Raw genomic sequence first — 24,664 nt, forward strand, 5'->3', positions numbered from 1 at the left:
TGATTCAATTCTCTCGACGGTCTCAGTTCACAGCGGACGTCGCTTCGACATGACGCGGCAAGGTCACCCGAATACGGGTGCCGCGTTGGCTTTCGGTGTCAGCCGGGCTGTCGATGGTGATTTGTCCATAATGCTCTTCAACGATGGAATAGACCAGTGCAAGGCCCAGACCGGTACCTTCACCCGGGTCCTTGGTGGTGAAGAAAGGTTCGAACAATCGGTCCATGATGTTCTGTGGAATACCGCTGCCTTCATCCTCCACGATCAGATCGACCGTGTGCTCGAAAGCCTCGCTCTTGACGCGTACCGCGCTGTGCGGCGGGGACGCGTCACGGGCGTTGGACAGCAAGTTGATCAACACCTGCGCCAAGCGTTGGGAATCGCCGTCGACCCAGTGGTCCGGGTCGCACAGATTGAAGAACTGTACTTCGAAATTGCGCCGGTTCAAGGCCAGCAGCCCAATGGCATCCTGCGCGACTTCGGCCAGGCACACGGCCTCGTCCTGATTCTGATGAGCGCCGGCATGGGCGAAGCTCATCAACGACTGCACGATGCGGGAAACGCGCTTGGTCTGCTCAAGGATTTGCCCGCTGATTTCGGTGATTTCGCCGTCCTCTTCGCGCTCTTCCCGCAGGTTCTGCGCCAGGCAGGCGATACCGGTAATCGGGTTGCCAATCTCGTGGGCCACGCCTGCCGCCAAACGACCAATGCTGGCCAGGCGCTCGGAGTGCACCAGCTTGTCTTCGAGCATTTGCGTGTCGGTCAAGTCTTCCACCAGCAGCACCAGGCCGCTGTTGCCGGGTGCCAGCGGTTCGTCGATCGCCGCTTTGTGCAGGTTGAGCCACCGCGTCTGGCCGTCGAGTGCCAAGTGCTGCTTGTGCAAATGCTCGTCGGGCAGGTTGATAAAGCCTTGCAGCAGTTCTTTCCACGGATCGCCCAGGGTGTTCAGGCGCGAACCCACTACCCGCTGGGCGGCGATGCCGGTCAATTCTTCCATGGCCTTGTTCCACATCAGGATCTCTTGATCCTTGGCCAGGGAGCACACGCCCATCGGCAGTTCCTGCAGGGTCTGGCGGTGGTAGCGGCGCAGCGCATCGAGTTCGGCGGCAAGGCCGGTGAGGCGCGAGTGGTAATCCTCCAGCCGGCTCTCGATGAAATGGATGTCTTCGGTGACGTAGTTTTCGCCGCCAGCCTTGTAGGGCAAGAACGTTTCGACCATGTCCTGGGACACGCTTGGCCCCATCAGCCCGGACAAGTTGGCCTCGATACGGTCACGCAAGCGTCGCAGCGCATACGGGCGGCGCTCGTCGAACGGCAGGTAGAGGTCGCGCAGTGCCTGTTCGACTTCCTTTTGCGCGGCTTTCGCACCCAGCGGCTTGGCCAGTTGCGTGGCGAACTCCTGGGGTGAGGCGGCATGCAGCTCGCGGCGTTGCGGGCGGCGCACGTTGTCCACCGCGCAGGCTTCGGCGGCGCTGGTTTCTTCGGGGCTGGCGTTGGTGAACAGTGAGATCAAGGTGAACATCAACACGTTGGCAGCCAGTGAAGCGATGGCGGCCATGTGCCAACTGGTGTCGTCCAGCACGTAAATCATGTTCAGTAACGGAATGTAGAAACCCTGCAGGTTGCCGACCAGCGGCAGCAGCATGGTAACGATCCACACCAGAATCCCCGCCAGCAGGCCGGCGATAAACCCGCGGCGATTAGCGGTCGGCCAGTACAGCACCGACAACACGCCCGGCAGGAACTGCAAGGTGGCAACGAACGCGACAATGCCGAGGTTGGCAAGGTCTTGCCCGGCGCCCAGCAACAGGTAGAAGCCATAACCGGCCATGATGATCGCGACGATCAGCGCGCGGCGCGTCCACTTCAGCCAGCGATAGATGTTGCCTTCGGCCGGCGGCTGATACAGCGGCAACACCAAGTGGTTGAGCGCCATGCCCGACAGCGCCAGCGTGGTGACAATGATCAAGCCACTGGCCGCCGACAAACCGCCGACGTACGCCAGCAACGCCAGGGATTTGCTGTTGGCGGCAATACCGACGCCGAGGGTGAAGTATTCCGGGTTGGTGGTTGCGCCCAGCTTGAGGCCGGCCCACAGGATCAGCGGCACCGCCAGGCTCATCAGCAGCAGGAACAGCGGCAAGCCCCAGCTTGCACTCACTAATGAGCGCGGATTGAGGTTCTCGGTGAAGGTCATGTGGTACATGTGCGGCATCACAATCGCCGAAGCGAAGAACACCAGCAACAGCGTGCGCCATGGGCCTTCCTGCAACGGCGTGTGCAGGGCGGCGAGGGCGGTCTGGTTTTGCAGCAGCCACAGTTCCAGCTGTTGCGGGCCGTCGAACACGCCATACAGCGCATACAGGCCGACGCCGCCGATGGCGATCAGCTTGATCACCGACTCAAAGGCAATCGCAAACACCAGGCCCTCGTGTTTTTCACGGGTGGCGATATGGCGCGAACCGAAGAAAATCGTGAACAGGGTGATCAGCGCGCAAAAAGCCAGCGCGACGCGATGTTGCACGGGCTCACGGGTCAGGATGCTGATGGAATCTGCCACGGCCTGGATCTGCAGGGCCAGCAATGGCAACACGCCGAGCAGCATGAAAATCGTGGTCAGCGCGCCGGCCCAGGTGCTGCGAAAGCGGAAGGCAAACAGGTCCGCCAGGGATGACAGCTGGTAGGTACGGGTGATTTTCAGGATCGGGTACAGCAACACTGGCGCCAGCAGGAACGCGCCGGACACCCCAAGGTAACTGGACAGAAAGCCGTAGCCGTACTGATAGGCCAGGCCCACGGTGCCATAAAACGCCCAGGCGCTGGCGTAAACGCCCAGGGACAAGGTGTAGGTCAACGGATGGCGAATGATCGCCCGCGGAATCATTCCGCGCTCACTGATCCAGGCCACGGCGAACAGCGCGGCCAGGTAGGCGGCGCTGATCAGCAGCATCTGGGTGAGGCTAAAGCTCATCGGCATCTTTTTGGCTCTGCAGGATGAAGGTCACGACGATCAGGATCAGCCACAGCAGATAAGGGCGATACCAGGCGCCCGTGGCGTCGATCCACCAATCCATGATGGCGGGGGAAAACAGGTAGATCCCGACGACCAGCAGCAGGACCAATCGATAGATATACATGTTGGCCTCTGATTAAAAAACTGCGGCGATGGTAACGGATGGCTGGCAAGCTGCAAGCGCCTTCAGCGCAATTGCGCTTCGGCCAGCGTGAGTGTGCGCGGGATCAGTGTTGCATCCCAGTGCCCAATGCCCCAATCGAGCAGTTCCCGTGGGCTGGCGTGCAGCAGTTCAGCGCCGGCGGGCTGGCCGAGGGCGCGCAATGCCCTTAACAGCAAAGGCGTGGCCTGGTCCGGTGTCAACGGCGGAGAACGGTAGGTTTTGCCCAACTTGTTACCGTCCGGCTGCACGATCAGCGGCACGTGCAGGTAGCGCGGCTGGCGCAGGCCCAGCAGTTCTTGCAGGTAGAGCTGGCGTGGCGTGGAATCGAGCAGGTCGGCGCCGCGCACGATGTCGGTTACACCTTGCCAAGCGTCGTCGAGCACGACGGCCAATTGATAGGCATACAAGCCGTCGCGGCGACGGATGACGAAATCGCCTGCGTCGCGGCCCAGGTGCTGTCGGAATTCACCCTGTACGCGGTCGGTAAAGTGGTATTCCAGCTCGGGTACGCGCAGGCGAATGGCCGCGTCGTGCTGATCGTGCCCGGCATTGCGGCATAAACCCGGGTAAATCCCGTGGTAGGGCTCCAGCTGTTTGCGCGAGCATGTGCAGGCGTAGGCCAGGCCGTGGTTGAACAGGCCGTCGAGGACTTTGGCGTAGGCATCATGCCGCTCGCTTTGTCGGACCAGTTCGCCATCCCACTCGAAGCCGTAGCTTTCCAAGGCGTGCAGGATCGCCGTCTGGGCGCCGGGTTCTTCACGCGGTGGGTCGAGGTCTTCCATGCGCATCAGCCAGCGGCCGTGATTGGCGCGGGCATCGAGGTAGGAGGCGAGGGCGGCAACCAGCGAGCCGAAATGCAAATGGCCGCTGGGCGTGGGGGCGAAACGCCCGATATAGGTAGAGGCTGTCATGGGCCGGATACTACTGGAAAATCGGTAAACGCCAGAAACAAAAATGGGGCGTTTGCACGCCCCATTCGTTCAGCCCGGCAGGATTACTTGCCGACCTGTTTTTCCTTGATTTCAGCCAAGGTTTTGCAGTCTACGCACAGGTCCGCGGTTGGGCGGGCTTCCAGGCGGCGAATACCAATCTCGACGCCGCAGGATTCGCACCAGCCATATTCCTCGTCTTCGATCAGTTGCAGCGTTTTGTCGATTTTCTTGATCAGCTTGCGTTCACGATCACGGGCGCGCAGTTCGAGGGCGAATTCCTCTTCCTGGCTGGCACGGTCTGCCGGGTCCGGGAAGTTGGCGGCTTCGTCCTTCATGTGGTCAACGGTGCGGTCGACCTCTTGCATCAAGTCCTGCTTCCACTTTTGCAGGATCTTGGTGAAGTGCTGGCGCATGGGCTTGCCCATGTACTCCTCACCTTTCGTTTCGACGTAAGGTGTGAAGCCACTGAGGCTCTGCTGCTGTTGCTTTGCTTGGGTGGACATGAATAGACCGCCTCTCACTCTTCTAATCCATTGCGCAGGATTGCAACGTCACCGACACCTGCCGGCCCTGCGGCTGCAAGCGGGCGAACTTACCAGATAGATTCGGGGTGCGCCACTCCCGGTTGTCGAGGCCCAACTTGGCGGGGGTGCAAACTGCAACAGCCCGCCATGGCTGGGTATAGCGTGTCTCGAATGTTGATTTTAGTCGTTTTGCAAGCGCTTGCTCGGTTCGTCATGGACGGCCGAGCAGGCAATAGAGCATGTTTTACCGCGAGGGTTCGGTAGAATCCTGATTTTGTCCTCACCGTTAAGGAAGGCTAATGGCTCAGCCCTACAGTGCGCGCAGTCGCGCCATCGAACCTTTTCATGTCATGGCGCTGCTGGCGCGAGCCAATGAGCTGCAGGCAGCCGGCCATGATGTGATCCACCTGGAAATCGGCGAGCCGGATTTCACCACGGCCGAGCCCATCATCCAGGCCGGCCAGGCGGCGCTGGCCAACGGCAAGACCCGCTACACGGCAGCGCGCGGGTTGCCGGAGTTGCGCGAGGCCATCAGCGGTTTCTACCAGCAGCGCTACGGGCTGAACATCGATCCTGAGCGCATTCTGATCACTCCCGGTGGTTCCGGTGCGTTGCTGCTGGCGAGCAGCCTGCTGGTCGATCCGGGCAAACATTGGTTGCTCGCCGACCCGGGCTATCCGTGCAATCGACATTTTCTGCGCTTGGTGGAAGGCGCGGCGCAGCTGGTGCCGGTTGGCCCGGACGTGCGCTACCAATTGACCGCCGAGTTGGTGGCCAAACATTGGGACCAGGACAGCGTGGGCGCGTTGGTCGCTTCCCCGGCCAACCCCACCGGCACGATCCTTACACGGGACGAGTTGGCAGGGTTGTCCAGCGCAATCAAGGCGCGCGACGGCCACTTGGTGGTGGACGAGATCTATCACGGCCTCACATACGGCACCGATGCCGCCAGCGTGCTGGAAGTGGACGACGACGCGTTCGTCCTGAATAGTTTTTCGAAGTATTTCGGCATGACCGGCTGGCGCCTGGGTTGGCTGGTGGCGCCGCCCGCGGCGGTGGGTGAATTGGAAAAGCTCGCGCAAAACCTCTACATCAGCGCGCCGAGCATGGCCCAGTACGCGGCACTGGCGTGTTTTACCCCGCAAACGTTGAGCATTCTGGAGCAGCGCCGCGCCGAATTCGGTCGCCGTCGGGACTTCCTGCTGCCCGCCTTGCGCGAACTTGGATTCGGGATCGCCGTAGAGCCGGAAGGAGCGTTCTATTTGTATGCCGATATCAGCGCGTTCGGCGGTGATGCCTTCGCGTTCTGTCGGCATTTCCTCGAAACCGAACACGTGGCGTTTACGCCCGGGCTGGATTTTGGCCGCTATCAAGCCGGCCACCATGTGCGTTTTGCCTACACGCAAAATATCGATCGGCTACAACAGGCGGTAGAGCGTATCGCCCGTGGTTTGCGGAGCTGGCAAGGCTGATGCGTTTTCATCCTCCTCTCGAAGAAGCGCGGCTGATCCGCCGCTACAAGCGTTTTCTCACCGATATCGAAACCGTTACCGGCGAGTTGCTGACGATTCACTGCCCGAACACCGGCTCGATGCTCAATTGCATGGTGGAGGGCGGCCAGGTCTGGTTCAGTCGCTCCACGGACCCCAAGCGCAAGTTGCCCGGCACCTGGGAAATTGCCGAAACGCCGCAGGGGCGGCTGGCGTGCGTCAACACGGCGCGCGCCAACCAACTGGTCGAGGAGGCGCTGCGCGCGGGGGTGATCACTGAGCTCAATGGGTTTACCGCCTTGAAGCGCGAAGTGCCTTATGGCCAGGAAAAAAGTCGCATCGATTTTCGCCTCGATTACCCGCAGGGCGCGGCGTTTGTCGAAGTCAAAAGCGTCACCCTGGGCTTTGATGGCACGGCGGTGGCAGCCTTCCCCGATGCGGTAACACAGCGCGGCGCCAAGCACCTGCGCGAGTTGGCGCACTTGGCGCGTGACAGGGTGCGGGCGGTGCAGTTGTATTGCGTCAATCTGTCGGGAATCGAGGCGGTGCGCCCAGCGGTTGAAATCGACGCTGGTTACGCTGCGGCATTGCGTGAGGCCAGGGCCGCCGGTGTGGAGGTATTGGCCTACGGTGTGCGAGTCACGCCTGAGGAAATTGTTGTGGAACGTTGCTTGGATGTACTGATCAGCGACTAGAGTTGCACCCACAGGCCCTGCGCGTCTTCGCGGCCGGGCAGGGCGGTGAGGCTCTGGCCCGCGCAGGGGCCGGCGATGCATTCGCCGCTTTCGATCAGGAACAGCGCGCCGTGAGTGGCGCACTGGATCAGGCTGGCGCTGGTGTCGAGGAACTGATCGGGTTGCCATTCCAGCGCGATGCCGCGATGGGGGCAACGGTTGATATAGAAGTAGGCAACGCCGTCCCGGCGCACGGCCAACAGTTTGCAACCGTCGATCTCGAAGCCGAGGCTGCTGTTGGCTGCAAGGGTGTCGGAGGTGCAGAGAAACTTCATTTCAATCCTTAAGTGCCTTGACGTTCAAATGCAAACAATTATCAAATGCCGGCTTCGCCCCGCCCCTGGAAGGAAACCCTGTTATGCGTCTGAGTACCAGCGCTATTGCGTTTGTTGCCTCACTGCTGGTCCACCACGGGGCGCAAGCCTCTGAACTGCCGCAACGCTGGGTGAGTGCCGGTGGAGCGCTGTCGGAATGGGTGGCGGCCTTGGGCGGCGAATCGAAACTGGTGGGCGTGGATACTACCAGCCAGCACCCGGAATCGCTGAAGGCCTTGCCGAGCATAGGTTACCAGCGCCAGTTGTCAGCGGAAGGCATTCTCAGCCTTCGCCCGCAAGTACTGGTCGGCACCGAGGAAATGGGGCCGCCGCCGGTACTTGCGCAAATTCGCGGCGCCGGCGTGCAGGTGGAAATGTTTTCGGCCGAGCCGGACCTGCCAACCCTGAAAGGCAACTTGCAGCACCTTGGCAAGTTGCTGGGCAGTGAGGCTAAAGCCAACGAATTATTTACCGGATATGAACAAGCACTCGAGCAGCAGAAGCGCTGGGTCACTCAGGCCCAGGCCACGCAAAAAGCCCCGGGTGTGCTGTTGGTGCTCGGTCATGCGGGCGGCAAGCCGCTGATCGCAGGTAAAGACACCGCCGCCGATTGGCTGTTGCAGCAGGCGGGCGGGCGCAACTTGGCCACCCATACCGGTTACAAACCTTTTTCGGTGGAGTCGTTAGCGGGACTGAGCCCTGATGTGCTGGTATTTGCTGACCGTGCCTTGACCGGCGATGCAGCGCGCGCGGCGCTGTTCAAGGAAAACCCGATTTTGGCCTCAACGCCGGCGGCCAAAAATGGCCGGGTGTTTGAGCTGGACCCCACCCTGCTGGTGGGCGGCCTGGGCCCGCGTGTGCCGCAAAGCCTGGTGCAACTGTCTGCCGGGTTCTATCCGTCCCAGGCTAAACCTGCTCCATGACCCCTCTGGTTAAGCCGAAAACACTGTTTGTCGGGCTGGCGCTGTTGTGTGTATTGGCGACCTGGCTCTCATTAGCCTTGGGGCCGGTCAGCCTGCCGTTGCTGGACACACTCAGGGCCGCGTTGCGCTTGATGGGCGTGCCGATTGCAACCGATGGCCTGGAGCAGGCCGAATTGATCCTGGGGCAGATTCGCCTGCCGCGCACATTGCTTGGCCTGGCGGTCGGCGGCGTGCTGGCGTTGTCGGGCGTGGCGATGCAGGGGTTGTTCCGTAATCCGCTGGCGGATCCCGGGCTGGTCGGGGTGTCGAGTGGCGCGGCGCTGGGGGCGGCGATTGCGATTGTCGGGGGTTCGTTTTTTGGCGGGCTGCCGGATGCGTTCGGGCCTTACTTGCTGTCGCTGTGTGCGTTTCTCGGTGGTTTGGGAGTGACTGCGCTGGTCTATCGCCTGGGGCGCCGTAACGGCCAGACCAATGTTGCGACGATGCTGCTTGCCGGCATCGCGCTCACGGCTCTCGCCAGCTCGGCGGTCGGGCTGTTTACCTATTTGGCTGACGACGCCACTCTGCGCACCCTGACGTTCTGGAACCTGGGCAGCCTCAATGGCGCGAGCTACTCGCGGTTGTGGCCGTTGCTGCTGGTGAGCGCGGGTGTCGCGCTTTGGTTGCCGCGCCGCGCCAAGGCGCTGAATGCCTTGTTGCTGGGTGAGTCCGAGGCCAGCCACCTAGGGATTGATGTGGAAGGGCTCAAGCGTGAGCTGGTGTTCTGCACCGCTTTGGGCGTGGGGGCGGCAGTAGCGGCGGCGGGGATGATCGGGTTTGTCGGGCTGGTGGTCCCGCACTTGGTGCGGTTGCTGGCCGGGCCCGACCATCGTGTGCTGTTGCCAGCCTCGGTGCTGGCCGGCGCGAGTTTGTTGCTGTTTGCAGATTTGGTGGCGCGCCTGGCCTTGGCGCCCGCGGAGTTGCCGATCGGCATTGTTACGGCGTTTATCGGTGCGCCGTTTTTTCTTTTTCTGTTGTTGCGAGGACGCGCCTGATGCTGCGAGTGGAAGCGCTGCAGATCCGGCGTGGTCGCAAGACTGTGTTGGCCGATGTCAGCCTGGACCTGTTACCGGGCCAGGTACTTGGCGTGCTGGGCCCCAATGGTGCTGGCAAAAGCACCTTGCTCAGCGCGCTGTGCGGTGAGCTGCACCCTGATCAGGGCGCGGTGTGGCTGGATGAGCAGGCGCTCAAAAGCTGGACCGGCCCGCAGCGCGCCCAGCGCTTGGCGGTGTTGCCGCAAACCTCGACCCTGGATTTTGCGTTTCGCGTTGAAGAAGTTGTCGGCATGGGGCGTTTGCCGCATCAGACCGGGCGCGTGCGTGACGACGAGATCATCCGTGCGGCGTTGCAGGCGGCGGACATCAGCCATTTGAGCGGCCGTAGCTACTTGGCGTTGTCTGGCGGGGAGCGCCAACGTGTGCACCTGGCGCGGGTATTGGCGCAACTATGGCCGGGCGAGGCGGGGCAGACGTTGCTGCTGGATGAGCCGACGTCGATGCTTGACCCTTTGCATCAGCACACGACCTTGCAGGCTATTCGCAGTTTTGCCGATCGAGGCGCGGCCGTACTGGTGATCCTCCATGACCTGAATCTGGCTGCGCGTTACTGTGATCGCATTCTGCTGCTGGAAGGCGGGCGTCCGCATGCGTTGGATACGCCCGCACACGTCTTGCGACCTGAGCCGCTCAAGGCTGTGTTTGGGCTGGATGTGTTGGTGCAGCCGCACCCGGAGCGTGGGCATCCGTTGATTATCGCGCGCTGAGCCTCACGGTTTTATAGGCGTTTTACAGGCAAAAAAAGACCCGGCAAGAGCCGGGTCAAATAACCGTGATTAGCCTGATGAGGAGATAATCTGAGAGTCCGAACCAATGGTCTTTCAGTCATCGGCTGATCTCGCGACCAGTTGTGATAATCATAACGATTCTCATTTGAGAGTCAACATTTGTTTTTGCTCGACCTGCGGATTTTCTCAAACAGGCGTTCGTAATGCCTGTAAACGTTGAGTTTTATCGCTGAGCTAATTCTTCTGACGTGCCGAAATCGCATCCAGCTGGCGGTTCAGCGCTTCCTTTCGCTCCGCGGGAATGTCGTTCCAGTGCACATCCATCAATGCGCCTTCAATGGCGTACAGCAATACCTTCGACGCCCGGAAACCGCGAGTTCGCACTGCACGGTAGGCATCGACCGCTCCCAGGCGGCGCAAGTCAGACGCGCTGTGGATGCCCACCGCATGCAGCCACTGCGCCGACGTCTTGCCAAGGTTTTTCAGGTGTTGCAGCTCATCGTTCATCAAGCCTCCTTGCGACGGCCGAATGGTTCGGTGGGTATCGTGACCAGGCAAGCCTGAAAAGGAGTGTAGCGCTCAGTAGGAAAAGCGTAGTTCTTTGGTCAGGAACGGCTGAAACGCTTATAAGAATGCTCAGGAGGTTTTAAGCAGAGGCACGGCGAACCACCCGGCACACTTGATGCGTAGCCGGGGGCGGGCATATGGCGTCACTTGGTGCGATAGCGCAGGCGAGTACCGAAATTAACCGACATGAGGATTTCGTCGGCGGTCAGTTCAGGTGGAAAGTAGGTGCCGGAAATTTGTGCATGCGCCAGGCTGGCGCCTTCCAATGAGCAGTCGCGTAGATCCAGGCCACGCAGATCGGCAGAACGGAAATACGCATCGGTGAAATCTACACCTGTGGCGTTCAGGTCGCGCAAGTCCAGCCCACGAAAGTCACCGCCACGCATGTCGATGCTGCCGTCTTTAGGCCGTTCCTGGTTGAAGCCTCGAATGTCGTCCTTGTGCAGGAGCGCGTAGAGCGGAGTATCAAGAAGCTTGGGCTGACTCATGACGGCGACTCCTGTTGGAATTATGACGCCATTATAGTGCCACTATTGCTCGGTCGTGCACCGTAGATCGGTGACACGACCAAGAAATATTTCTTACAGGCCTGGCAGACGCTGGCGAATATGCGCCACCAGAGCATCCAGAGTTCCGCTTTCATTGGTCTCTACACGCTTGCTGAGCAGCAATTCTTCAGCCGTCAGCGGGTCTCGGTTGGCCTGCTGCTCTTCAATGATGGTCAGCGTCGCGTCGGAAGGGTCGTTCTTATCCGCCTGACGTTGTGCCAACCAGCTGGCGATAACGGCTTGCGGTGCGTTGCAATCCAGGATCAGGAATGGCGCGCCGGTGGCCTCGGCAATCTTCGCGGCGGCGTCGCGCTGTTCACGTTTGAGGAAGGTGGCATCCAGTACGACCGGGTAGCCGGCGCGCAAGACGATATCGGCGATTTCATTCAGGCGAGCATAGGTTGCTGCGCTGGCGTCGGCGGCATAGATGCCGGCCTGTGGTGTGTTTTCCACGTGCTGTTCGCCAAACAGGCGTTTGCGTTCCACATCCGAGCGCAGGCGCACGGCGCCCAAGGCTTCCACCAGGCGCATGGCAACGTGGCTCTTGCCGACTGCCGATACGCCGTGGGTAATTGCCAGGAAGCGCGAAGGAATAGTGCTGTAGCTTTCGGCCAGGTTGGCGTAGTTGCGGTACTGGCGCAGGGTAGTGGCGCGCTGCACCGGGCTTGCCTCGCTCGGCATGCTGAACAGTGCAACCTTGGCGCGTACCAGCGCCCGGTAAGCTTTATAGAAGTTCAGCACTTCCAGGCCTTGGTAATCGCCGGTCAGTTCCAGGTATTGGCTGATAAAGCGACGTGCCAGGGATTTGAGGCCACGGTCTTCCAGGTCCATCGCCAGAAAGCCGGTGTCGGCGTACACATCGGTGAAGCGGAACGGCTCGTTGAACTCGATGCAGTCGAAGATGACGACTTGGCCGTCGATCATCGTCGCATTGCCCAAGTGGATATCGCCGTGACATTCACGCGTGAAGCCCTCGAGCTTGCGCTGAGCCAGCAAAGGCTTGAGGCGCTCGAAGCTGCTTTCGGCCCAAGCCTGCAGCGCTTCCAGCTGGGCCAGGTCGGCCTTGTCGCTGAGGAAAGGGCGAATCTGATCGAAGTTCTGGCGCACCGGCGCCATCACCTCGTCCGGGGTGCCGGCCGGGTGCGCCTGTGGAACCTTTGGAGCGGTGAGGTGGAAATGCGCAATCTGCTTGGCCATTTCATCGATGTGCGCGCTGGTCAGTTCGCCGTTGGCTTGCAAGGTGCTCAGCAGTTGGCTTTGCGGGAACTGGCGCATTTTCAGCGCGTACTCGATTACCGGGCCATCGCCGCCCAGTTGCGGAGCCTCGGCGGTGCCGGTAATCGGCAACACTTCAAGATACAAATCTTCGGTCAGGCGCTGGTTGAGGCGTAGTTCTTCGTTGCAGAAGTGCCCCCGGTCGTCCAGTTGGGTGAAATCCAGAAAGCCGAAGTTCATCGGCTTCTTCAGTTTATAAGCGAAGGGGCCAGTCAGAATGACCCAGGAAATATGGGTCTCGATAACTTGAAACGCTTCAACCGGATGGGGATACAAAGCCGGGTTTTGCAGGGCAGCGATCAGGGACTGGCTCACGGGCGATCCTTCAAAGTCTGGGGGAAATCATGGCGGGCATTATGGCTGTTACAGCCGGTCGTGCAAACCGCTGTCCGGCTCATGTTGATCATCAATAAAGTGCGTATAATCCGCCGCCATGACTCGAACCCGATCTCCCCGTTCCCGTAAAAAACCTCCTTCCCGCGGCCTGCGTCCGTGGCTGGGCTGGGCGCTCAAGCTCAGCCTGGTAGGCCTTGTGGTGCTCGCCGGCTTCGCGGTGTACCTCGATGCTGTGGTCCAGGAGAAGTTCTCCGGCAAGCGCTGGACCATTCCGGCCAAGGTGTACGCACGCCCGCTGGAACTGTTCACCGGCCAGAAGCTGAGCAAGGATGACTTTCTCACCGAGCTCGACGCCTTGGGTTACCGCCGCGAAGCCGTGAGCAATGGCCCTGGCGCCGCGGCCGTCAGCGGCAATACCGTCGACTTGAATACCCGCGGCTTCCAGTTCTATGAAGGCCTGGAAAAAGCCCAACCGGTGCGCGTGCGCTTCTCTGGCGATTACGTCGCCGAGCTGTCGTCGCTCAATGGTTCGAAGTTGCCTGTGGTGCGCCTGGAGCCGCTGCTGATCGGCGGCATTTACCCCAAGAACCTGGAAGATCGCATCCTGATCAAGCTCGATCAGGTGCCGCCGTATCTGCTTGAAACACTGGTTGCCGTCGAAGACCGCGACTTCTACAGCCACTGGGGCGTCTCGCCCAAGTCGATTGCCCGCGCCATCTGGGTCAACACCTCTGGCGGCAAGATGACGCAGGGTGGCAGTACGCTGACGCAACAATTGGTCAAGAACTTCTACCTGACCAACGAGCGCAGCCTGACCCGCAAGCTCACCGAAGCCATGATGGCGATGCTGCTGGAGCTGCATTACAGCAAGCAGGAAATCCTCGAGGCTTACCTCAACGAAGTATTCGTCGGCCAGGATGGCCAGCGCGCCGTTCACGGCTTTGGCTTGGCCAGCCAGTTCTTCTTCGGTCAGCCGTTGTCCGAGTTGAAGCTGCATCAGGTCGCGTTGCTGGTGGGCATGGTCAAGGGACCGTCCTATTACAACCCGCGTCGCAACCCGGAGCGTGCGCTTGAACGTCGTAACCTGGTGCTGGACGTACTCGAGCAGCAGGGCGTGGCTACCGCTGAACAAGTCGCGGCCGCAAAGAAAATGCCACTGGGTGTAACCACTCGCGGCAAGCTGGCCGACAGCTCCTTCCCAGGCTTTATCGACCTGGTCAAACGTCAGTTGCGCGAAGATTACCGCGACGAAGACTTGACTGAAGAAGGCTTGCGGATCTTCACGAGCTTCGACCCGATTTTGCAGATGAAAGCCGAAGCGTCGGTCAACGACACCTTCAAACGCTTGACCGGCCGCAAGGGCTCCGATGAAGTCGAGGCGGCCATGGTGGTGACCAACCCGGAAACCGGTGAAGTCCAGGCGATGATCGGCAGTCGCCAGGCCAGCTTTGCCGGTTTCAACCGCGCGCTGGATGCCGTGCGGCCGATCGGCTCGCTGGTCAAGCCTGCGGTCTACCTGACGGCCCTGGAAAAACCGAGCAAATACACCCTGACCAGTTGGCTCTCAGATGACCCGTTGTCGGTCAAAGGTGCCGATGGCCAAGTGTGGACGCCGCAGAACTTCGATCGCCGCTCTCACGGCACGGTGTTCCTGTATCAGGGCCTGGCGCATTCCTACAACATCTCCACCTCACGCCTCGGGCTGGAAGTCGGGGTGCCGAATGTGTTGAAAACCCTGGGTCGCCTGGGCATCAATCGTGAATTTCCGTCGTTCCCATCGATGCTGTTGGGCGCTGGCGCCATGACCCCGATGGAAGTGGCCACGATGTACCAGACCCTCGCCAACGGCGGCTTCAATACCCCGATGCGCGGTATCCGCAGCGTGCTGACTGCCGAGGGCGAACCGCTCAAGCGCTATCCTTTCCAGATTCAGCAGCGCTTTGATGCAGGCTCCATTTACCTGATCCAGAACGCCATGCAGCGCGTAATGCGCGAAGGCACCGGGCGCTCGGTTTACAGCGTGCTGCCGTCGAACCTGACGCTGGCGGGCAAGACCGGTACCAGTAACGATTCGCGTGACAGCTGGTTCGCAGGCTTCGGCCAGGACGTGCTGGCCGTGGTTTGGCTGGGACGTGACGACAATGGCAAGACGCCGTTCACCGGTGCCACCGGTGCGCTGCAGGTCTGGACCAGCTTCATGCGCAAGGCCGACCCGCTGCCGCTGAACATGCCGCAACCGGACAACATCGTGCAGGCCTGGATTGATCCGCACACGGGGCAGGGCTCCGATGCCAACTGTCCGGGCGCGGTGCAGATGCCGTATATTCGCGGCAGCGAGCCACCACCCGGCGCCGCATGCGGTGGCAGTGCCCCTGCTGACGCGGAATCGGTGATGGATTGGGTCAAGGGCTGGATGAACTAAGCAAAGAGGGTTTCACGTGAACAAGTGGTTGATTCCAGCTATTACAGCTCTGGCAGTGCTCAGCGGTTGCTCCAGCGTGCAGCGCGGTTCGATTCCCGTGGTGGATTCGAGTACCACCGTTTCCAATAACGATCGCATTTCGGCCAACGGCGGCTTCCGTCAGACCGTGGTCAAGCGTCCTGCCCAAGCCGCACCGCAGGCCATGCCGCAGGATTCGGGTGTGGTAGTGATGGTGCCGGGCGGTGGTGCTGCAACGTCGGCGCCGATCAGCGCCGAGCCGTGGACCCCAGGCCCAAGCACGTCGGGGCCGGTTGATTCCACGCCGATCCAGACGGCGCCGGTTAACCAGGGCACCTACAACATGCCGTCGACGCCGAGCGGTATCCCGTCGTCGTCGAACGCTGGCGGCCTGTCGGCTGATGAGCAACTGGACGGACCAGTGCTGTCGCTGTTGACCACCGCCCAGCAACAGCAGGCCGGTGGTGATTTGAACGGCGCTTCGTCCAGCCTTGAGCGTGCCCAGCGCGTGGCACCTCGCGAGCCGCAAGTGTTGTATCGCCTGGCCCAGGTGCGTATGGCTCAAGGTGATGCGCCGCAAGCCGAACAGTTCGCCCGTCGCGGCCTGAGCCTGGCCAATGGTCGTCCCGATCTGCAAGCCAACCTGTGGGCCCTGATTGGTGACGCGCGTGCTGCCCAAGGCGATGCCGCCGGAGCTGCGCAGGCTCGCCAGAAAGCCAAGGTCAGCCTCTGATGGATGCACGTTTTCCTGCGATTGCCGAACAGTTATTGCTGATCGAGCGCGAATTGCGCGTGCAGGGCTGGTGGGACGCGGTGTCCCCCAGCGCAGAGGCGCTCAGCAGTGTCGAGCCTTTTTCGGTTGATACCCTGGATTTTCACCAGTGGCTGCAATGGGTCTTCCTGGTGCGAATGAAGCAGATCCTCGAGCAGGATCTGCCGTTGCCTAATGCGTCGGGGATTCTGGAGATGGCGGAGATGGTTTACGCCGATCGCCCGCTTGAGAGCCTCGGTTTGCGTAACGCGCTGAAAAAGTTCGACCAATTGATCGTCGACGCTCGTTAATTGCCTGACTGCCGGGTTTTCCGGCAGTCTTGCGCACATTTCTACCGCTTGACGACATTCAGGCGAGTTTTATCCCTCCTCAAACCCCTTTAATCTACGTTCTCATGCGCTTAGTTGGAAAAAAGCGCAATTATTGCTTGACTTGAAGGGGCTGAAACAGAAGAATCCAAAGTCCGCTGTATCGGGACTGCCAGAAGCAGACCCGCTCAGCAGATCATGAGGCGCATATCCGCGCCGACCTGTAACACCCGCAACGCGTTACCTCGCGCTGGGTGGGAAAAGCCCGCAACACTTGGGACGATCCCAATACTTGCTCAGTCAGTGCTGACGTAGTCGGCGACCACCGTCGCTCATGCTCTGTTGAGAAGTAAACCTATTAAGACCCGTCGGTTTTTAACGGACGGTATTCTGGCGTTTTAGAGGTGAACAACGTGGAGCTTTTATCTGGCGGTGAGATGCTCGTCCGCTTTTTGCGTGACGAAGGCGTCGACTATATCTACGGGTACCCGGGTGGTGCTCTGCTGCATGTTTACGACGCACTGTTCAAGGAACCGGCTGTTACCCACATCCTGGTTCGCCACGAACAGGCCGCGACCCATATGGCTGACGGTTACGCCCGTGCCACCGGTAAAGCCGGTGTGGTACTGGTGACGTCCGGCCCAGGCGCAACGAATGCCATTACCGGCATCGCGACTGCGTATATGGACTCTATTCCGATGGTGATCATTTCCGGCCAGGTCGCAAGCACCATGGTGGGTACCGATGCATTCCAGGAAACCGACATGATCGGTATCTCCCGGCCGATCGTGAAACACAGCTTCATGATCAAGCATGCCTCGGAAATCCCGGAAGTCATGAAAAAGGCGTTCTACCTCGCACAGTCCGGTCGCCCGGGCCCTGTTGTGGTCGATATCCCGAAAGACATGACCAACCCGGCTGAAAAGTTCGAATACATCTTCCCGAAGAAAGCCAAGCTGCGTTCCTACAGCCCGGCTGTTCGTGGGCACTCGGGGCAAATCCGCAAGGCGGCAGAAATGCTTCTGGCGGCCAAGCGCCCGGTGCTGTACTCGGGCGGTGGCGTGATCCTGGGCGGCGGTTCTGCGCCGCTGACCGAGCTGGCCAAACTGCTCAATTTGCCAGTTACCAACACGTTGATGGGCCTCGGCGCATTCCCGGGCACGGACCGTCAGTTCGTCGGCATGCTCGGCATGCACGGCAGCTACACCGCCAACCTGGCCATGCACCACGCCGACGTGATCCTGGCAGTGGGCGCGCGTTTTGATGACCGTGTGATCAACGGCGCGAGCAAGTTCTGCCCGAATGCCAAGATCATCCATATCGACATCGACCCGGCGTCCATCTCCAAGACCATCAAGGCCGATGTGCCGATCGTGGGTCCGGTAGAAAGTGTGTTGACCGAGATGGTTGCCGCGCTCAAGGACATCGGCGAAACGCCGAACAAGGAATCCGTTGCCAGCTGGTGGAAGCAGATCGACGAATGGCGCGGTGACCGCGGCCTGTTCCCTTACGACAAAGGCGACGGCAGCGTTATCAAGCCACAAACCGTGATCGAAACCCTGTGCGAAGTGACCAAGGGCGATGCCTTTGTAACTTCCGATGTGGGCCAGCACCAAATGTTCGCCGCGCAGTACTACAAGTTCGACAAGCCTAACCGCTGGATCAACTCCGGTGGCCTGGGCACGATGGGCTTTGGTTTCCCTGCGGCCATGGGTGTGAAGCTGAGCTTCCCCGACACCGACGTCGCGTGCGTCACCGGTGAGGGCAGCATCCAGATGAACATTCAGGAGTTGTCGACGTGCTTGCAGTACGGCCTTCCGGTGAAGATCGTCTGCCTGAACAACGGCGTACTGGGCATGGTTCGTCAGTGGCAGGACATGAGCTACGGCAGCCGTCACTCCCATTCCTACATGGAATCGCTGCCAGATTTCGTAAAATTGGTTGAAGCCTACGGCCACGTCGGCATTCGCATCACCGATTTGAAAGATCTGAAGCCGAAGATGGAAGAGGCGTTCGCCATGAAGGACCGCCTGGTGTTCCTCGATATTCAAGTGGATACCAGCGAGCACGTCTACCCGATGCAGATCAAAGACGGCTCTATGCGCGACATGTGGCTGAACAAGACGGAGCGTACTTAATCATGCGGCACATTATCTCCCTGCTTCTGGAGAACGAACCCGGCGCTCTGTCTCGTGTTGTCGGCCTGTTTTCGCAACGCAACTACAACATCGAAAGCCTGACCGTGGCGCCGACCGAAGACCCGACCCTGTCGCGTCTGACGTTGACCACCGTGGGCCACGATGAGGTGATCGAACAGATCACCAAGAACCTCAACAAGTTGATCGAAGTGGTCAAGCTGGTCGATCTTTCGGAAAGTGCCCACATTGAGCGTGAGCTGATGTTGGTTAAGGTCAAGGCTACGGGTGCCCAGCGTGCCGAGATTAAACGGACTACTGACATTTATCGCGGGCAGATCGTCGATGTGAGCGCCAGCGTTTATACCGTTCAACTGACCGGTACAAGCGACAAGCTGGACAGTTTCATCCAGTCGATCGGGACGGCCTCGATTCTGGAAACCGTACGCAGTGGTGTCACCGGGATTGCCCGTGGCGACAAAGTACTCAGCATCTAACCCAAATTAGCGAATGGCCTTACGGCCTGGATATATAGAGGAACCTCATGAAAGTTTATTACGATAAAGATTGTGACCTGTCGATCATCCAGGGCAAGAAAGTCGCCATCATCGGCTACGGTTCCCAGGGCCACGCCCAAGCGTGCAACCTGAAAGATTCCGGCGTTGACGTCACTGTCGGCCTGCGCAAAGGTTCGGCCACTGTTGCCAAGGCTGAAGCCCATGGCCTGAAAGTGACCGACGTTGCTTCCGCCGTTGCTGCTGCTGACCTGGTCATGATTCTGACCCCGGACGAGTTCCAGTCCTCGCTGTACAAGAATGAAATCGAGCCGAACATCAAGAAGGGCGCCACCCTGGCCTTCTCCCACGGTTTCGCGATTCACTACAACCAGGTTGTTCCACGTGCTGACCTTGACGTGATCATGATCGCGCCGAAAGCCCCGGGCCACACCGTGCGTTCCGAGTTCGTCAAAGGCGGCGGTATCCCTGACCTGATCGCGATCTACCAGGACGCCTCGGGCAACGCCAAAAACGTTGCACTGTCCTACGCAGCTGGCGTGGGTGGCGGTCGTACCGGCATCATCGAAACCACCTTCAAGGACGAGACTGAAACCGACCTGTTCGGCGAGCAAGCCGTTCTGTGCGGCGGTACCGTTGAGCTGGTCAAAGCTGGTTTCGAAACATTGGTTGAAGCTGGCTACGCGCCAGAGATGGCCTACTTCGAATGCCTGCACGAACTGAAGCTGATCGTTGACCTCATGTACGAAGGCGGTATCGCCAACATGAACTACTCGATCTCCAACAACGCCGAATACGGCGAGTACGTGACTGGCCCGGAAGTGATCAACGCCGAGTCCCGTCAGGCCATGCGCAACGCTCTGAAACGTATTCAGGACGGCGAATACGCCAAAATGTTCATCAGCGAAGGCGCAACCGGCTACCCTTCGATGACCGCCAAGCGTCGTAACAATGCCGCTCACGGTATCGAAGTCATCGGCGAGCAACTGCGCTCCATGATGCCGTGGATCGGTGCCAACAAGATCGTCGACAAAGCCAAAAACTAAGTCGTACGCATCAACAGAAAACGCGGCTTAGGCCGCGTTTTTTCGTTTGAGGGGCTGGTTCTGGTATAAAGCTGCATCGTTTGCGGGCGAACACTCGCCGCAAGTTTCTGTCGAATTTTTTCACACCGTTGCAAGGTAAAATCCATGAGCGAACGTCCCGAAGAGCCACACCAGGCCTCTGACGCCGAAAGCCTGCTGCCGATCGATGAGCATGTCGAAGAAGGGCATGACGCGGAAGGTCGCAAGGTCCGGCATCGTGGCATCTATCTTCTGCCTAACCTGTTCACCACCGCGAACCTGTTTGCCGGCTTCTATTCCATCATCAACTCCATGAGCGCCCAAAGTGCGCTGGCGGCGGGTGATGCGGTGAGTGCCAGCAAGTATTTCGGTTTTGCCGCCATCGCAATCTTCGTGGCCATGGTGCTTGATGGCCTTGATGGCCGTGTGGCGCGCATGACCAACACGCAAAGTGCCTTTGGCGCCGAGTACGACTCGCTGTCGGACATGGTCGCTTTCGGGGTCGCACCGGCGCTGCTGGCGTTTGCCTGGGCGCTGGGGGATATGGGCAAGGTCGGCTGGATGGTCGCCTTCATCTATGTCGCCGGCGCCGCTTTGCGTCTGGCGCGCTTCAATACCCAGGTGGGTACCGCTGACAAGCGTTACTTCATCGGCCTTGCCAGCCCGGCGGCGGCGGGCGTGGTGGCGGGTATTGTCTGGGCATTCAGTGACTATGGAATCCAGGGCTCGAAAATGTCGTTCCTGGTGGCCTTGATGGTGGCTGCGGCTGGCATGCTGATGGTCAGCAACATCAAGTACAACAGTTTCAAGGAGTTCGACCTCAAGGGGCGCGTGCCTTTCGTGGCGATCCTGGTGGTGGTGCTGGTGTTCGCTGTAGTGTTCAGCGACCCGCCGCGTATCCTGCTGCTGGCGTTCCTGGTCTACGCCGCTTCGGGGCCGATTCAGTACTTGCTGCATCTGCGCCGCGACAAAACATTGTCTTAATGTAATGTCCGCCATACTCCGCAGTCTATTGGTGCATCAGTCCTCCAATGCTGCGGAGTTGCCATGTTAATCAAGATCCCCAAAGCGTCCGATTGTCACGAATCGGATGTCACGCCTGAATCCTACTATTTATCTCGCCGCAGCTTGCTCGGTGGTGCGCTTGCTGGCGTCGCTGCCAGTACTTTGCCGCGCTGGGCCAGTGCTGACGATGCAGCGCGTTATGCCGACGTCGAGCCGGGCAATGCCCCGAGTTGGTTTGCCCAGAAGCTGCCAGGCACCCAGTGGCAGGCTGTTACGGTAAAGGACGAAGCCATCACGCCGTTCAAGGACGCAACCCACTACAACAACTTCTATGAACTCGGTACTGACAAGGGGGACCCGGCGAAGAACGCGGGTTCACTCAAGACCGAGCCCTGGAGTCTGGTGATTGATGGAGAGGTCGGCAAGCCGGGGCGTTATGCCTTGGAAGACTTTATGAAGCCTTATCAGTTGGAAGAGCGCATCTACCGTTTGCGCTGCGTCGAGGCGTGGTCGATGGTGATTCCGTGGATGGGTTTCCCCCTTTTCGCCTTGCTCAAGCAGGTGGAGCCGACCTCCAAAGCCAAGTACATCCGTTTTGAAACGCTCCAGGACCCCAAAAGCATGCCGGGGCAGCGCTCAAGCTTCGGCTTGATCGACTGGCCATATGTAGAAGGGTTGCGCCTGGACGAGGCCATGAACCCATTGGCCATCCTTGCCGTTGGCATGTACGGGCGTGAACTGCCTAACCAGAACGGCGCGCCACTGCGTCTGGTGGTGCCGTGGAAGTATGGCTTCAAGAGTGTGAAGTCGATTGTGCGGATCAGTCTTGTAAGCGAACAACCCAAGACGACCTGGCAGAGCATCGCGGCCGATGAGTATGGGTTCTACGCGAACGTGAATCCTACGGTCGACCATCCTCGTTGGACTCAGGCGCGAGAACGTCGCCTGCCCAGCGGCTTGTTCAGCCCGAACGTGCGCGAGACGCAGATGTTCAATGGCTACTCGGATGAGGTCGCTTCTCTTTATACGGACCTCGATCTGCGGAAGAATTACTGATGCGTTATCCGATCTGGCGCATAGGCGTCTTTATAGCCGCGGCGATATGGCCATTTTTCTGGTTGTACGAGGCATGGAGTTCTGTGCTCGGGCCTGATCCAGGCAAAGTGCTGATGGATCGGTTGGGGCTTGGGACCTTGATTCTGTTGCTGATCACGCTGGGCATGACGCCATTGCAGAAGCTCAGCGGGTGGGCGGGGTGGATTGCTGTCCGCCGGCAGCTGGGTCTCTGGTGTTTTGCGTATGTGGTTTTGCACCTGGCGGCTTACTGCGTCTTTATCCTGGGGCTTGATTGGTCGCAATTCGGGGTGGAGCTGCGTAAGCGGCCCTACATTATTGTGGGCGCGCTGGGCTTCCTCTGCTTATTGGTGTTGGCAGTGACCTCCAATCGCTATAGCCAGCGTCGACTTGGCAGTCGTTGGAAGAAGCTGCATCGCTTGGTGTATGTGATCCTTGGGCTTGGTTTGCTGCATATGTTGTGGATTGTGCGGGCCGATCTGAAGGAGTGGGCAGTATATGCATCTATAGGTGCGCTGCTTTTGGCCCTGCGTATTCCGCCTATCATGCGTCGGATTCCCCGCCTTATCGCGAAAAAACCAGTTTCTGCACCAAAAGCGTAATTAGTGCTTGACGGCAGATTCTGGAAGTCTATAATTCGCCCCACTTCCGGCGCAGTCGAAACGAAAAACTCCTTGGTAAACAAAGAGTTAAGCGAGATTCGACAGCGAGTTGCTTCAGTTCATCGAAGCCCAGAAGGAGTTGGTAGGGCAGTGTTGTTTGGCTCTATTAACGTTTCGATCTTCTCGGTCGAAAGCGGAGAAAAAGAGGTGTTGACAGCAGCGTGTAACGCTGTAGAATTCGCCTCCCGCTAACGAGAGATCGGAAGCGCAAGTGGTTGAAGTTGTTGAAGAAATCTTCGAAAACTTCTGAAAATAATCACTTGACAGCAAATGAGGCTACTGTAGAATGCGCGCCTCGGTTGAGACGAAAGATCTTAACCAACCGCTCTTTAACAACTGAATCAAGCAATTCGTGTGGGTGCTTGTGGAGTCAGACTGATAGTCAACAAGATTATCAGCATCACAAGTTACTCCGCGAGAAATCAAAGATGTAACCAACGATTGCTGAGCCAAGTTTAGGGTTTCTTAAAAACCCAAAGATGTTTGAACTGAAGAGTTTGATCATGGCTCAGATTGAACGCTGGCGGCAGGCCTAACACATGCAAGTCGAGCGGTAGAGAGAAGCTTGCTTCTCTTGAGAGCGGCGGACGGGTGAGTAATGCCTAGGAATCTGCCTGGTAGTGGGGGATAACGTTCGGAAACGGACGCTAATACCGCATACATCCTACGGGAGAAAGCAGGGGACCTTCGGGCCTTGCGCTATCAGATGAGCCTAGGTCGGATTAGCTAGTTGGTGAGGTAATGGCTCACCAAGGCGACGATCCGTAACTGGTCTGAGAGGATGATCAGTCACACTGGAACTGAGACACGGTCCAGACTCCTACGGGAGGCAGCAGTGGGGAATATTGGACAATGGGCGAAAGCCTGATCCAGCCATGCCGCGTGTGTGAAGAAGGTCTTCGGATTGTAAAGCACTTTAAGTTGGGAGGAAGGGCATTAACCTAATACGTTAGTGTTTTGACGTTACCGACAGAATAAGCACCGGCTAACTCTGTGCCAGCAGCCGCGGTAATACAGAGGGTGCAAGCGTTAATCGGAATTACTGGGCGTAAAGCGCGCGTAGGTGGTTTGTTAAGTTGGATGTGAAATCCCCGGGCTCAACCTGGGAACTGCATTCAAAACTGACTGACTAGAGTATGGTAGAGGGTGGTGGAATTTCCTGTGTAGCGGTGAAATGCGTAGATATAGGAAGGAACACCAGTGGCGAAGGCGACCACCTGGACTAATACTGACACTGAGGTGCGAAAGCGTGGGGAGCAAACAGGATTAGATACCCTGGTAGTCCACGCCGTAAACGATGTCAACTAGCCGTTGGAAGCCTTGAGCTTTTAGTGGCGCAGCTAACGCATTAAGTTGACCGCCTGGGGAGTACGGCCGCAAGGTTAAAACTCAAATGAATTGACGGGGGCCCGCACAAGCGGTGGAGCATGTGGTTTAATTCGAAGCAACGCGAAGAACCTTACCAGGCCTTGACATCCAATGAACTTTCTAGAGATAGATTGGTGCCTTCGGGAACATTGAGACAGGTGCTGCATGGCTGTCGTCAGCTCGTGTCGTGAGATGTTGGGTTAAGTCCCGTAACGAGCGCAACCCTTGTCCTTAGTTACCAGCACGTAATGGTGGGCACTCTAAGGAGACTGCCGGTGACAAACCGGAGGAAGGTGGGGATGACGTCAAGTCATCATGGCCCTTACGGCCTGGGCTACACACGTGCTACAATGGTCGGTACAGAGGGTTGCCAAGCCGCGAGGTGGAGCTAATCCCATAAAACCGATCGTAGTCCGGATCGCAGTCTGCAACTCGACTGCGTGAAGTCGGAATCGCTAGTAATCGCGAATCAGAATGTCGCGGTGAATACGTTCCCGGGCCTTGTACACACCGCCCGTCACACCATGGGAGTGGGTTGCACCAGAAGTAGCTAGTCTAACCTTCGGGAGGACGGTTACCACGGTGTGATTCATGACTGGGGTGAAGTCGTAACAAGGTAGCCGTAGGGGAACCTGCGGCTGGATCACCTCCTTAATCGACGACATCAGCTGCTCCATAAG

Annotated in this window: 22 protein-coding genes and 1 rRNA gene; 15 read left to right on the forward strand and 8 right to left on the reverse strand. The window is 59.0% G+C overall.

Annotated elements, in window-relative coordinates; genetic code table 11:
* Positions 1–22: 22 nt before the first annotated feature.
* The 4 genes from ACM530_RS14735 to dksA all read right to left on the reverse strand — a co-directional run bounded on the left by ACM530_RS14735 (position 23) and on the right by dksA (position 4,611).
* On the reverse strand, positions 23–2,977 hold the full coding sequence (locus tag ACM530_RS14735) for a sensor histidine kinase (RefSeq protein ID WP_162530298.1): 2,955 nt from the start codon (positions 2,975–2,977) through the stop codon (positions 23–25).
* Positions 2,961–3,137, reverse strand: a complete 177-nt coding sequence (locus tag ACM530_RS14740; RefSeq protein WP_003176118.1) for a hypothetical protein — start codon at positions 3,135–3,137, stop codon at positions 2,961–2,963. Before ACM530_RS14740 ends, ACM530_RS14735 begins: the two co-directional genes overlap by 17 nt.
* A gap of 62 nt (positions 3,138–3,199) precedes the next feature.
* Positions 3,200–4,087: a tRNA glutamyl-Q(34) synthetase GluQRS gene (gene gluQRS / locus ACM530_RS14745; protein ID WP_416365040.1), complete on the reverse strand. Its 888-nt coding sequence runs from the start codon at positions 4,085–4,087 to the stop codon at positions 3,200–3,202.
* An 83-nt stretch (positions 4,088–4,170) separates the two neighbouring features.
* Positions 4,171–4,611 (reverse strand): RNA polymerase-binding protein DksA, encoded by a 441-nt coding sequence (dksA, locus tag ACM530_RS14750; protein ID WP_034100675.1) that lies wholly within the window; start codon positions 4,609–4,611, stop codon positions 4,171–4,173.
* 320 nt (positions 4,612–4,931) lie between these two features.
* Between dksA and ACM530_RS14755 the strand changes: the two genes are divergently transcribed.
* Complete coding sequence (locus ACM530_RS14755) at positions 4,932–6,104, forward strand: pyridoxal phosphate-dependent aminotransferase (RefSeq protein WP_106579238.1); 1,173 nt, start codon at positions 4,932–4,934, stop codon at positions 6,102–6,104.
* Complete coding sequence (gene sfsA, locus ACM530_RS14760) at positions 6,104–6,817, forward strand: DNA/RNA nuclease SfsA (RefSeq protein WP_416365041.1); 714 nt, start codon at positions 6,104–6,106, stop codon at positions 6,815–6,817. The genes ACM530_RS14755 and sfsA overlap by 1 nt, the downstream gene beginning before the upstream one ends.
* Here sfsA and ACM530_RS14765 read toward each other — a convergent pair.
* Positions 6,814–7,131, reverse strand: a complete 318-nt coding sequence (locus ACM530_RS14765) for a Rieske (2Fe-2S) protein (RefSeq protein WP_145162090.1) — start codon at positions 7,129–7,131, stop codon at positions 6,814–6,816. The genes sfsA and ACM530_RS14765 overlap by 4 nt on opposite strands.
* Positions 7,132–7,214: 83 nt before the next feature.
* On the opposite strand from ACM530_RS14765, the gene ACM530_RS14770 reads away from it, so the two are divergent.
* The 3 genes from ACM530_RS14770 to ACM530_RS14780 are packed head-to-tail and all read left to right on the forward strand — an operon-like array spanning position 7,215 to position 9,894.
* The gene (locus tag ACM530_RS14770; protein ID WP_416365042.1) at positions 7,215–8,093 is read left to right on the forward strand and encodes a heme/hemin ABC transporter substrate-binding protein; all 879 of its coding nucleotides are present in this window, start codon (positions 7,215–7,217) and stop codon (positions 8,091–8,093) included.
* Positions 8,090–9,127: a FecCD family ABC transporter permease gene (locus ACM530_RS14775; RefSeq protein WP_416365043.1), complete on the forward strand. Its 1,038-nt coding sequence runs from the start codon at positions 8,090–8,092 to the stop codon at positions 9,125–9,127. The genes ACM530_RS14770 and ACM530_RS14775 overlap by 4 nt, the downstream gene beginning before the upstream one ends.
* Positions 9,127–9,894 (forward strand): heme ABC transporter ATP-binding protein, encoded by a 768-nt coding sequence (locus tag ACM530_RS14780; protein WP_262208913.1) that lies wholly within the window; start codon positions 9,127–9,129, stop codon positions 9,892–9,894. The genes ACM530_RS14775 and ACM530_RS14780 overlap by 1 nt, the downstream gene beginning before the upstream one ends.
* A 255-nt stretch (positions 9,895–10,149) precedes the next feature.
* Here ACM530_RS14780 and ACM530_RS14785 read toward each other — a convergent pair whose 3' ends face one another.
* The 3 genes from ACM530_RS14785 to ACM530_RS14795 all read right to left on the reverse strand — a co-directional run bounded on the left by ACM530_RS14785 (position 10,150) and on the right by ACM530_RS14795 (position 12,620).
* Complete coding sequence (locus tag ACM530_RS14785) at positions 10,150–10,422, reverse strand: TfoX/Sxy family protein (protein ID WP_010562703.1); 273 nt, start codon at positions 10,420–10,422, stop codon at positions 10,150–10,152.
* A 203-nt stretch (positions 10,423–10,625) separates the two neighbouring features.
* On the reverse strand, positions 10,626–10,970 hold the full coding sequence (locus ACM530_RS14790; protein WP_106579232.1) for a pentapeptide repeat-containing protein: 345 nt from the start codon (positions 10,968–10,970) through the stop codon (positions 10,626–10,628).
* Between the two features lie 93 nt (positions 10,971–11,063).
* Complete coding sequence (locus ACM530_RS14795; RefSeq protein WP_145162078.1) at positions 11,064–12,620, reverse strand: AAA family ATPase; 1,557 nt, start codon at positions 12,618–12,620, stop codon at positions 11,064–11,066.
* A 118-nt stretch (positions 12,621–12,738) separates the two neighbouring features.
* Here ACM530_RS14795 and mrcB point away from each other — a divergent pair, with 118 nt between their 5' ends.
* The 10 genes from mrcB (at position 12,739) to ACM530_RS14845 (ending at position 24,638) form a co-directional block, all read left to right on the forward strand.
* Positions 12,739–15,063 carry a penicillin-binding protein 1B gene (gene mrcB, locus ACM530_RS14800; protein ID WP_106579230.1) on the forward strand — a complete coding sequence of 775 codons (2,325 nt, stop codon included), beginning with the start codon at positions 12,739–12,741 and terminating at the stop codon, positions 15,061–15,063.
* 16 nt (positions 15,064–15,079) lie between these two features.
* On the forward strand, positions 15,080–15,814 hold the full coding sequence (locus ACM530_RS14805) for a tetratricopeptide repeat protein (protein WP_416365044.1): 735 nt from the start codon (positions 15,080–15,082) through the stop codon (positions 15,812–15,814).
* Positions 15,814–16,143: a YqcC family protein gene (locus ACM530_RS14810; protein ID WP_416365045.1), complete on the forward strand. Its 330-nt coding sequence runs from the start codon at positions 15,814–15,816 to the stop codon at positions 16,141–16,143. The genes ACM530_RS14805 and ACM530_RS14810 overlap by 1 nt, the downstream gene beginning before the upstream one ends.
* 431 nt (positions 16,144–16,574) lie before the next feature.
* On the forward strand, positions 16,575–18,299 hold the full coding sequence (locus ACM530_RS14815; RefSeq protein ID WP_106579404.1) for an acetolactate synthase 3 large subunit: 1,725 nt from the start codon (positions 16,575–16,577) through the stop codon (positions 18,297–18,299).
* A gap of 2 nt (positions 18,300–18,301) precedes the next feature.
* Complete coding sequence (gene ilvN / locus ACM530_RS14820) at positions 18,302–18,793, forward strand: acetolactate synthase small subunit (protein WP_003176102.1); 492 nt, start codon at positions 18,302–18,304, stop codon at positions 18,791–18,793.
* A gap of 47 nt (positions 18,794–18,840) precedes the next feature.
* Positions 18,841–19,857 (forward strand): ketol-acid reductoisomerase, encoded by a 1,017-nt coding sequence (gene ilvC / locus ACM530_RS14825; protein ID WP_003194132.1) that lies wholly within the window; start codon positions 18,841–18,843, stop codon positions 19,855–19,857.
* 144 nt (positions 19,858–20,001) lie between these two features.
* The gene (gene pssA / locus ACM530_RS14830; RefSeq protein ID WP_145162066.1) at positions 20,002–20,859 is read left to right on the forward strand and encodes a CDP-diacylglycerol--serine O-phosphatidyltransferase; all 858 of its coding nucleotides are present in this window, start codon (positions 20,002–20,004) and stop codon (positions 20,857–20,859) included.
* Between the two features lie 63 nt (positions 20,860–20,922).
* The gene (gene msrP / locus ACM530_RS14835) at positions 20,923–21,936 is read left to right on the forward strand and encodes a protein-methionine-sulfoxide reductase catalytic subunit MsrP (protein ID WP_416365046.1); all 1,014 of its coding nucleotides are present in this window, start codon (positions 20,923–20,925) and stop codon (positions 21,934–21,936) included.
* Complete coding sequence (msrQ, locus tag ACM530_RS14840) at positions 21,936–22,556, forward strand: protein-methionine-sulfoxide reductase heme-binding subunit MsrQ (RefSeq protein WP_416365047.1); 621 nt, start codon at positions 21,936–21,938, stop codon at positions 22,554–22,556. Before msrP ends, msrQ begins: the two co-directional genes overlap by 1 nt.
* Before the next feature lie 545 nt (positions 22,557–23,101).
* A 16S ribosomal RNA gene (locus tag ACM530_RS14845) occupies positions 23,102–24,638 on the forward strand.
* Positions 24,639–24,664: the final 26 nt, after the last annotated feature.

Origin of the sequence: Pseudomonas sp. NFX183 (assembly GCF_047943075.1) — a bacterium.
Taxonomy (GTDB): Bacteria; Pseudomonadota; Gammaproteobacteria; order Pseudomonadales; family Pseudomonadaceae; genus Aquipseudomonas.

Coding starts and splice junctions, on each gene's coding strand:
- ACM530_RS14735 (WP_162530298.1), bottom strand. CDS start 2,977: ATGCCGATGAGCTTTAGCCTCACCCAGATGCTGCTGATCAGCGCCGCC.
- ACM530_RS14740 (WP_003176118.1), bottom strand. CDS start 3,137: ATGTATATCTATCGATTGGTCCTGCTGCTGGTCGTCGGGATCTACCTG.
- gluQRS (WP_416365040.1), bottom strand. CDS start 4,087: ATGACAGCCTCTACCTATATCGGGCGTTTCGCCCCCACGCCCAGCGGC.
- dksA (WP_034100675.1), bottom strand. CDS start 4,611: ATGTCCACCCAAGCAAAGCAACAGCAGCAGAGCCTCAGTGGCTTCACA.
- ACM530_RS14755 (WP_106579238.1), top strand. CDS start 4,932: ATGGCTCAGCCCTACAGTGCGCGCAGTCGCGCCATCGAACCTTTTCAT.
- sfsA (WP_416365041.1), top strand. CDS start 6,104: ATGCGTTTTCATCCTCCTCTCGAAGAAGCGCGGCTGATCCGCCGCTAC.
- ACM530_RS14765 (WP_145162090.1), bottom strand. CDS start 7,131: ATGAAGTTTCTCTGCACCTCCGACACCCTTGCAGCCAACAGCAGCCTC.
- ACM530_RS14770 (WP_416365042.1), top strand. CDS start 7,215: ATGCGTCTGAGTACCAGCGCTATTGCGTTTGTTGCCTCACTGCTGGTC.
- ACM530_RS14775 (WP_416365043.1), top strand. CDS start 8,090: ATGACCCCTCTGGTTAAGCCGAAAACACTGTTTGTCGGGCTGGCGCTG.
- ACM530_RS14780 (WP_262208913.1), top strand. CDS start 9,127: ATGCTGCGAGTGGAAGCGCTGCAGATCCGGCGTGGTCGCAAGACTGTG.
- ACM530_RS14785 (WP_010562703.1), bottom strand. CDS start 10,422: ATGAACGATGAGCTGCAACACCTGAAAAACCTTGGCAAGACGTCGGCG.
- ACM530_RS14790 (WP_106579232.1), bottom strand. CDS start 10,970: ATGAGTCAGCCCAAGCTTCTTGATACTCCGCTCTACGCGCTCCTGCAC.
- mrcB (WP_106579230.1), top strand. CDS start 12,739: ATGACTCGAACCCGATCTCCCCGTTCCCGTAAAAAACCTCCTTCCCGC.
- ACM530_RS14810 (WP_416365045.1), top strand. CDS start 15,814: ATGGATGCACGTTTTCCTGCGATTGCCGAACAGTTATTGCTGATCGAG.
- ilvN (WP_003176102.1), top strand. CDS start 18,302: ATGCGGCACATTATCTCCCTGCTTCTGGAGAACGAACCCGGCGCTCTG.
- ilvC (WP_003194132.1), top strand. CDS start 18,841: ATGAAAGTTTATTACGATAAAGATTGTGACCTGTCGATCATCCAGGGC.
- pssA (WP_145162066.1), top strand. CDS start 20,002: ATGAGCGAACGTCCCGAAGAGCCACACCAGGCCTCTGACGCCGAAAGC.
- msrP (WP_416365046.1), top strand. CDS start 20,923: ATGTTAATCAAGATCCCCAAAGCGTCCGATTGTCACGAATCGGATGTC.
- msrQ (WP_416365047.1), top strand. CDS start 21,936: ATGCGTTATCCGATCTGGCGCATAGGCGTCTTTATAGCCGCGGCGATA.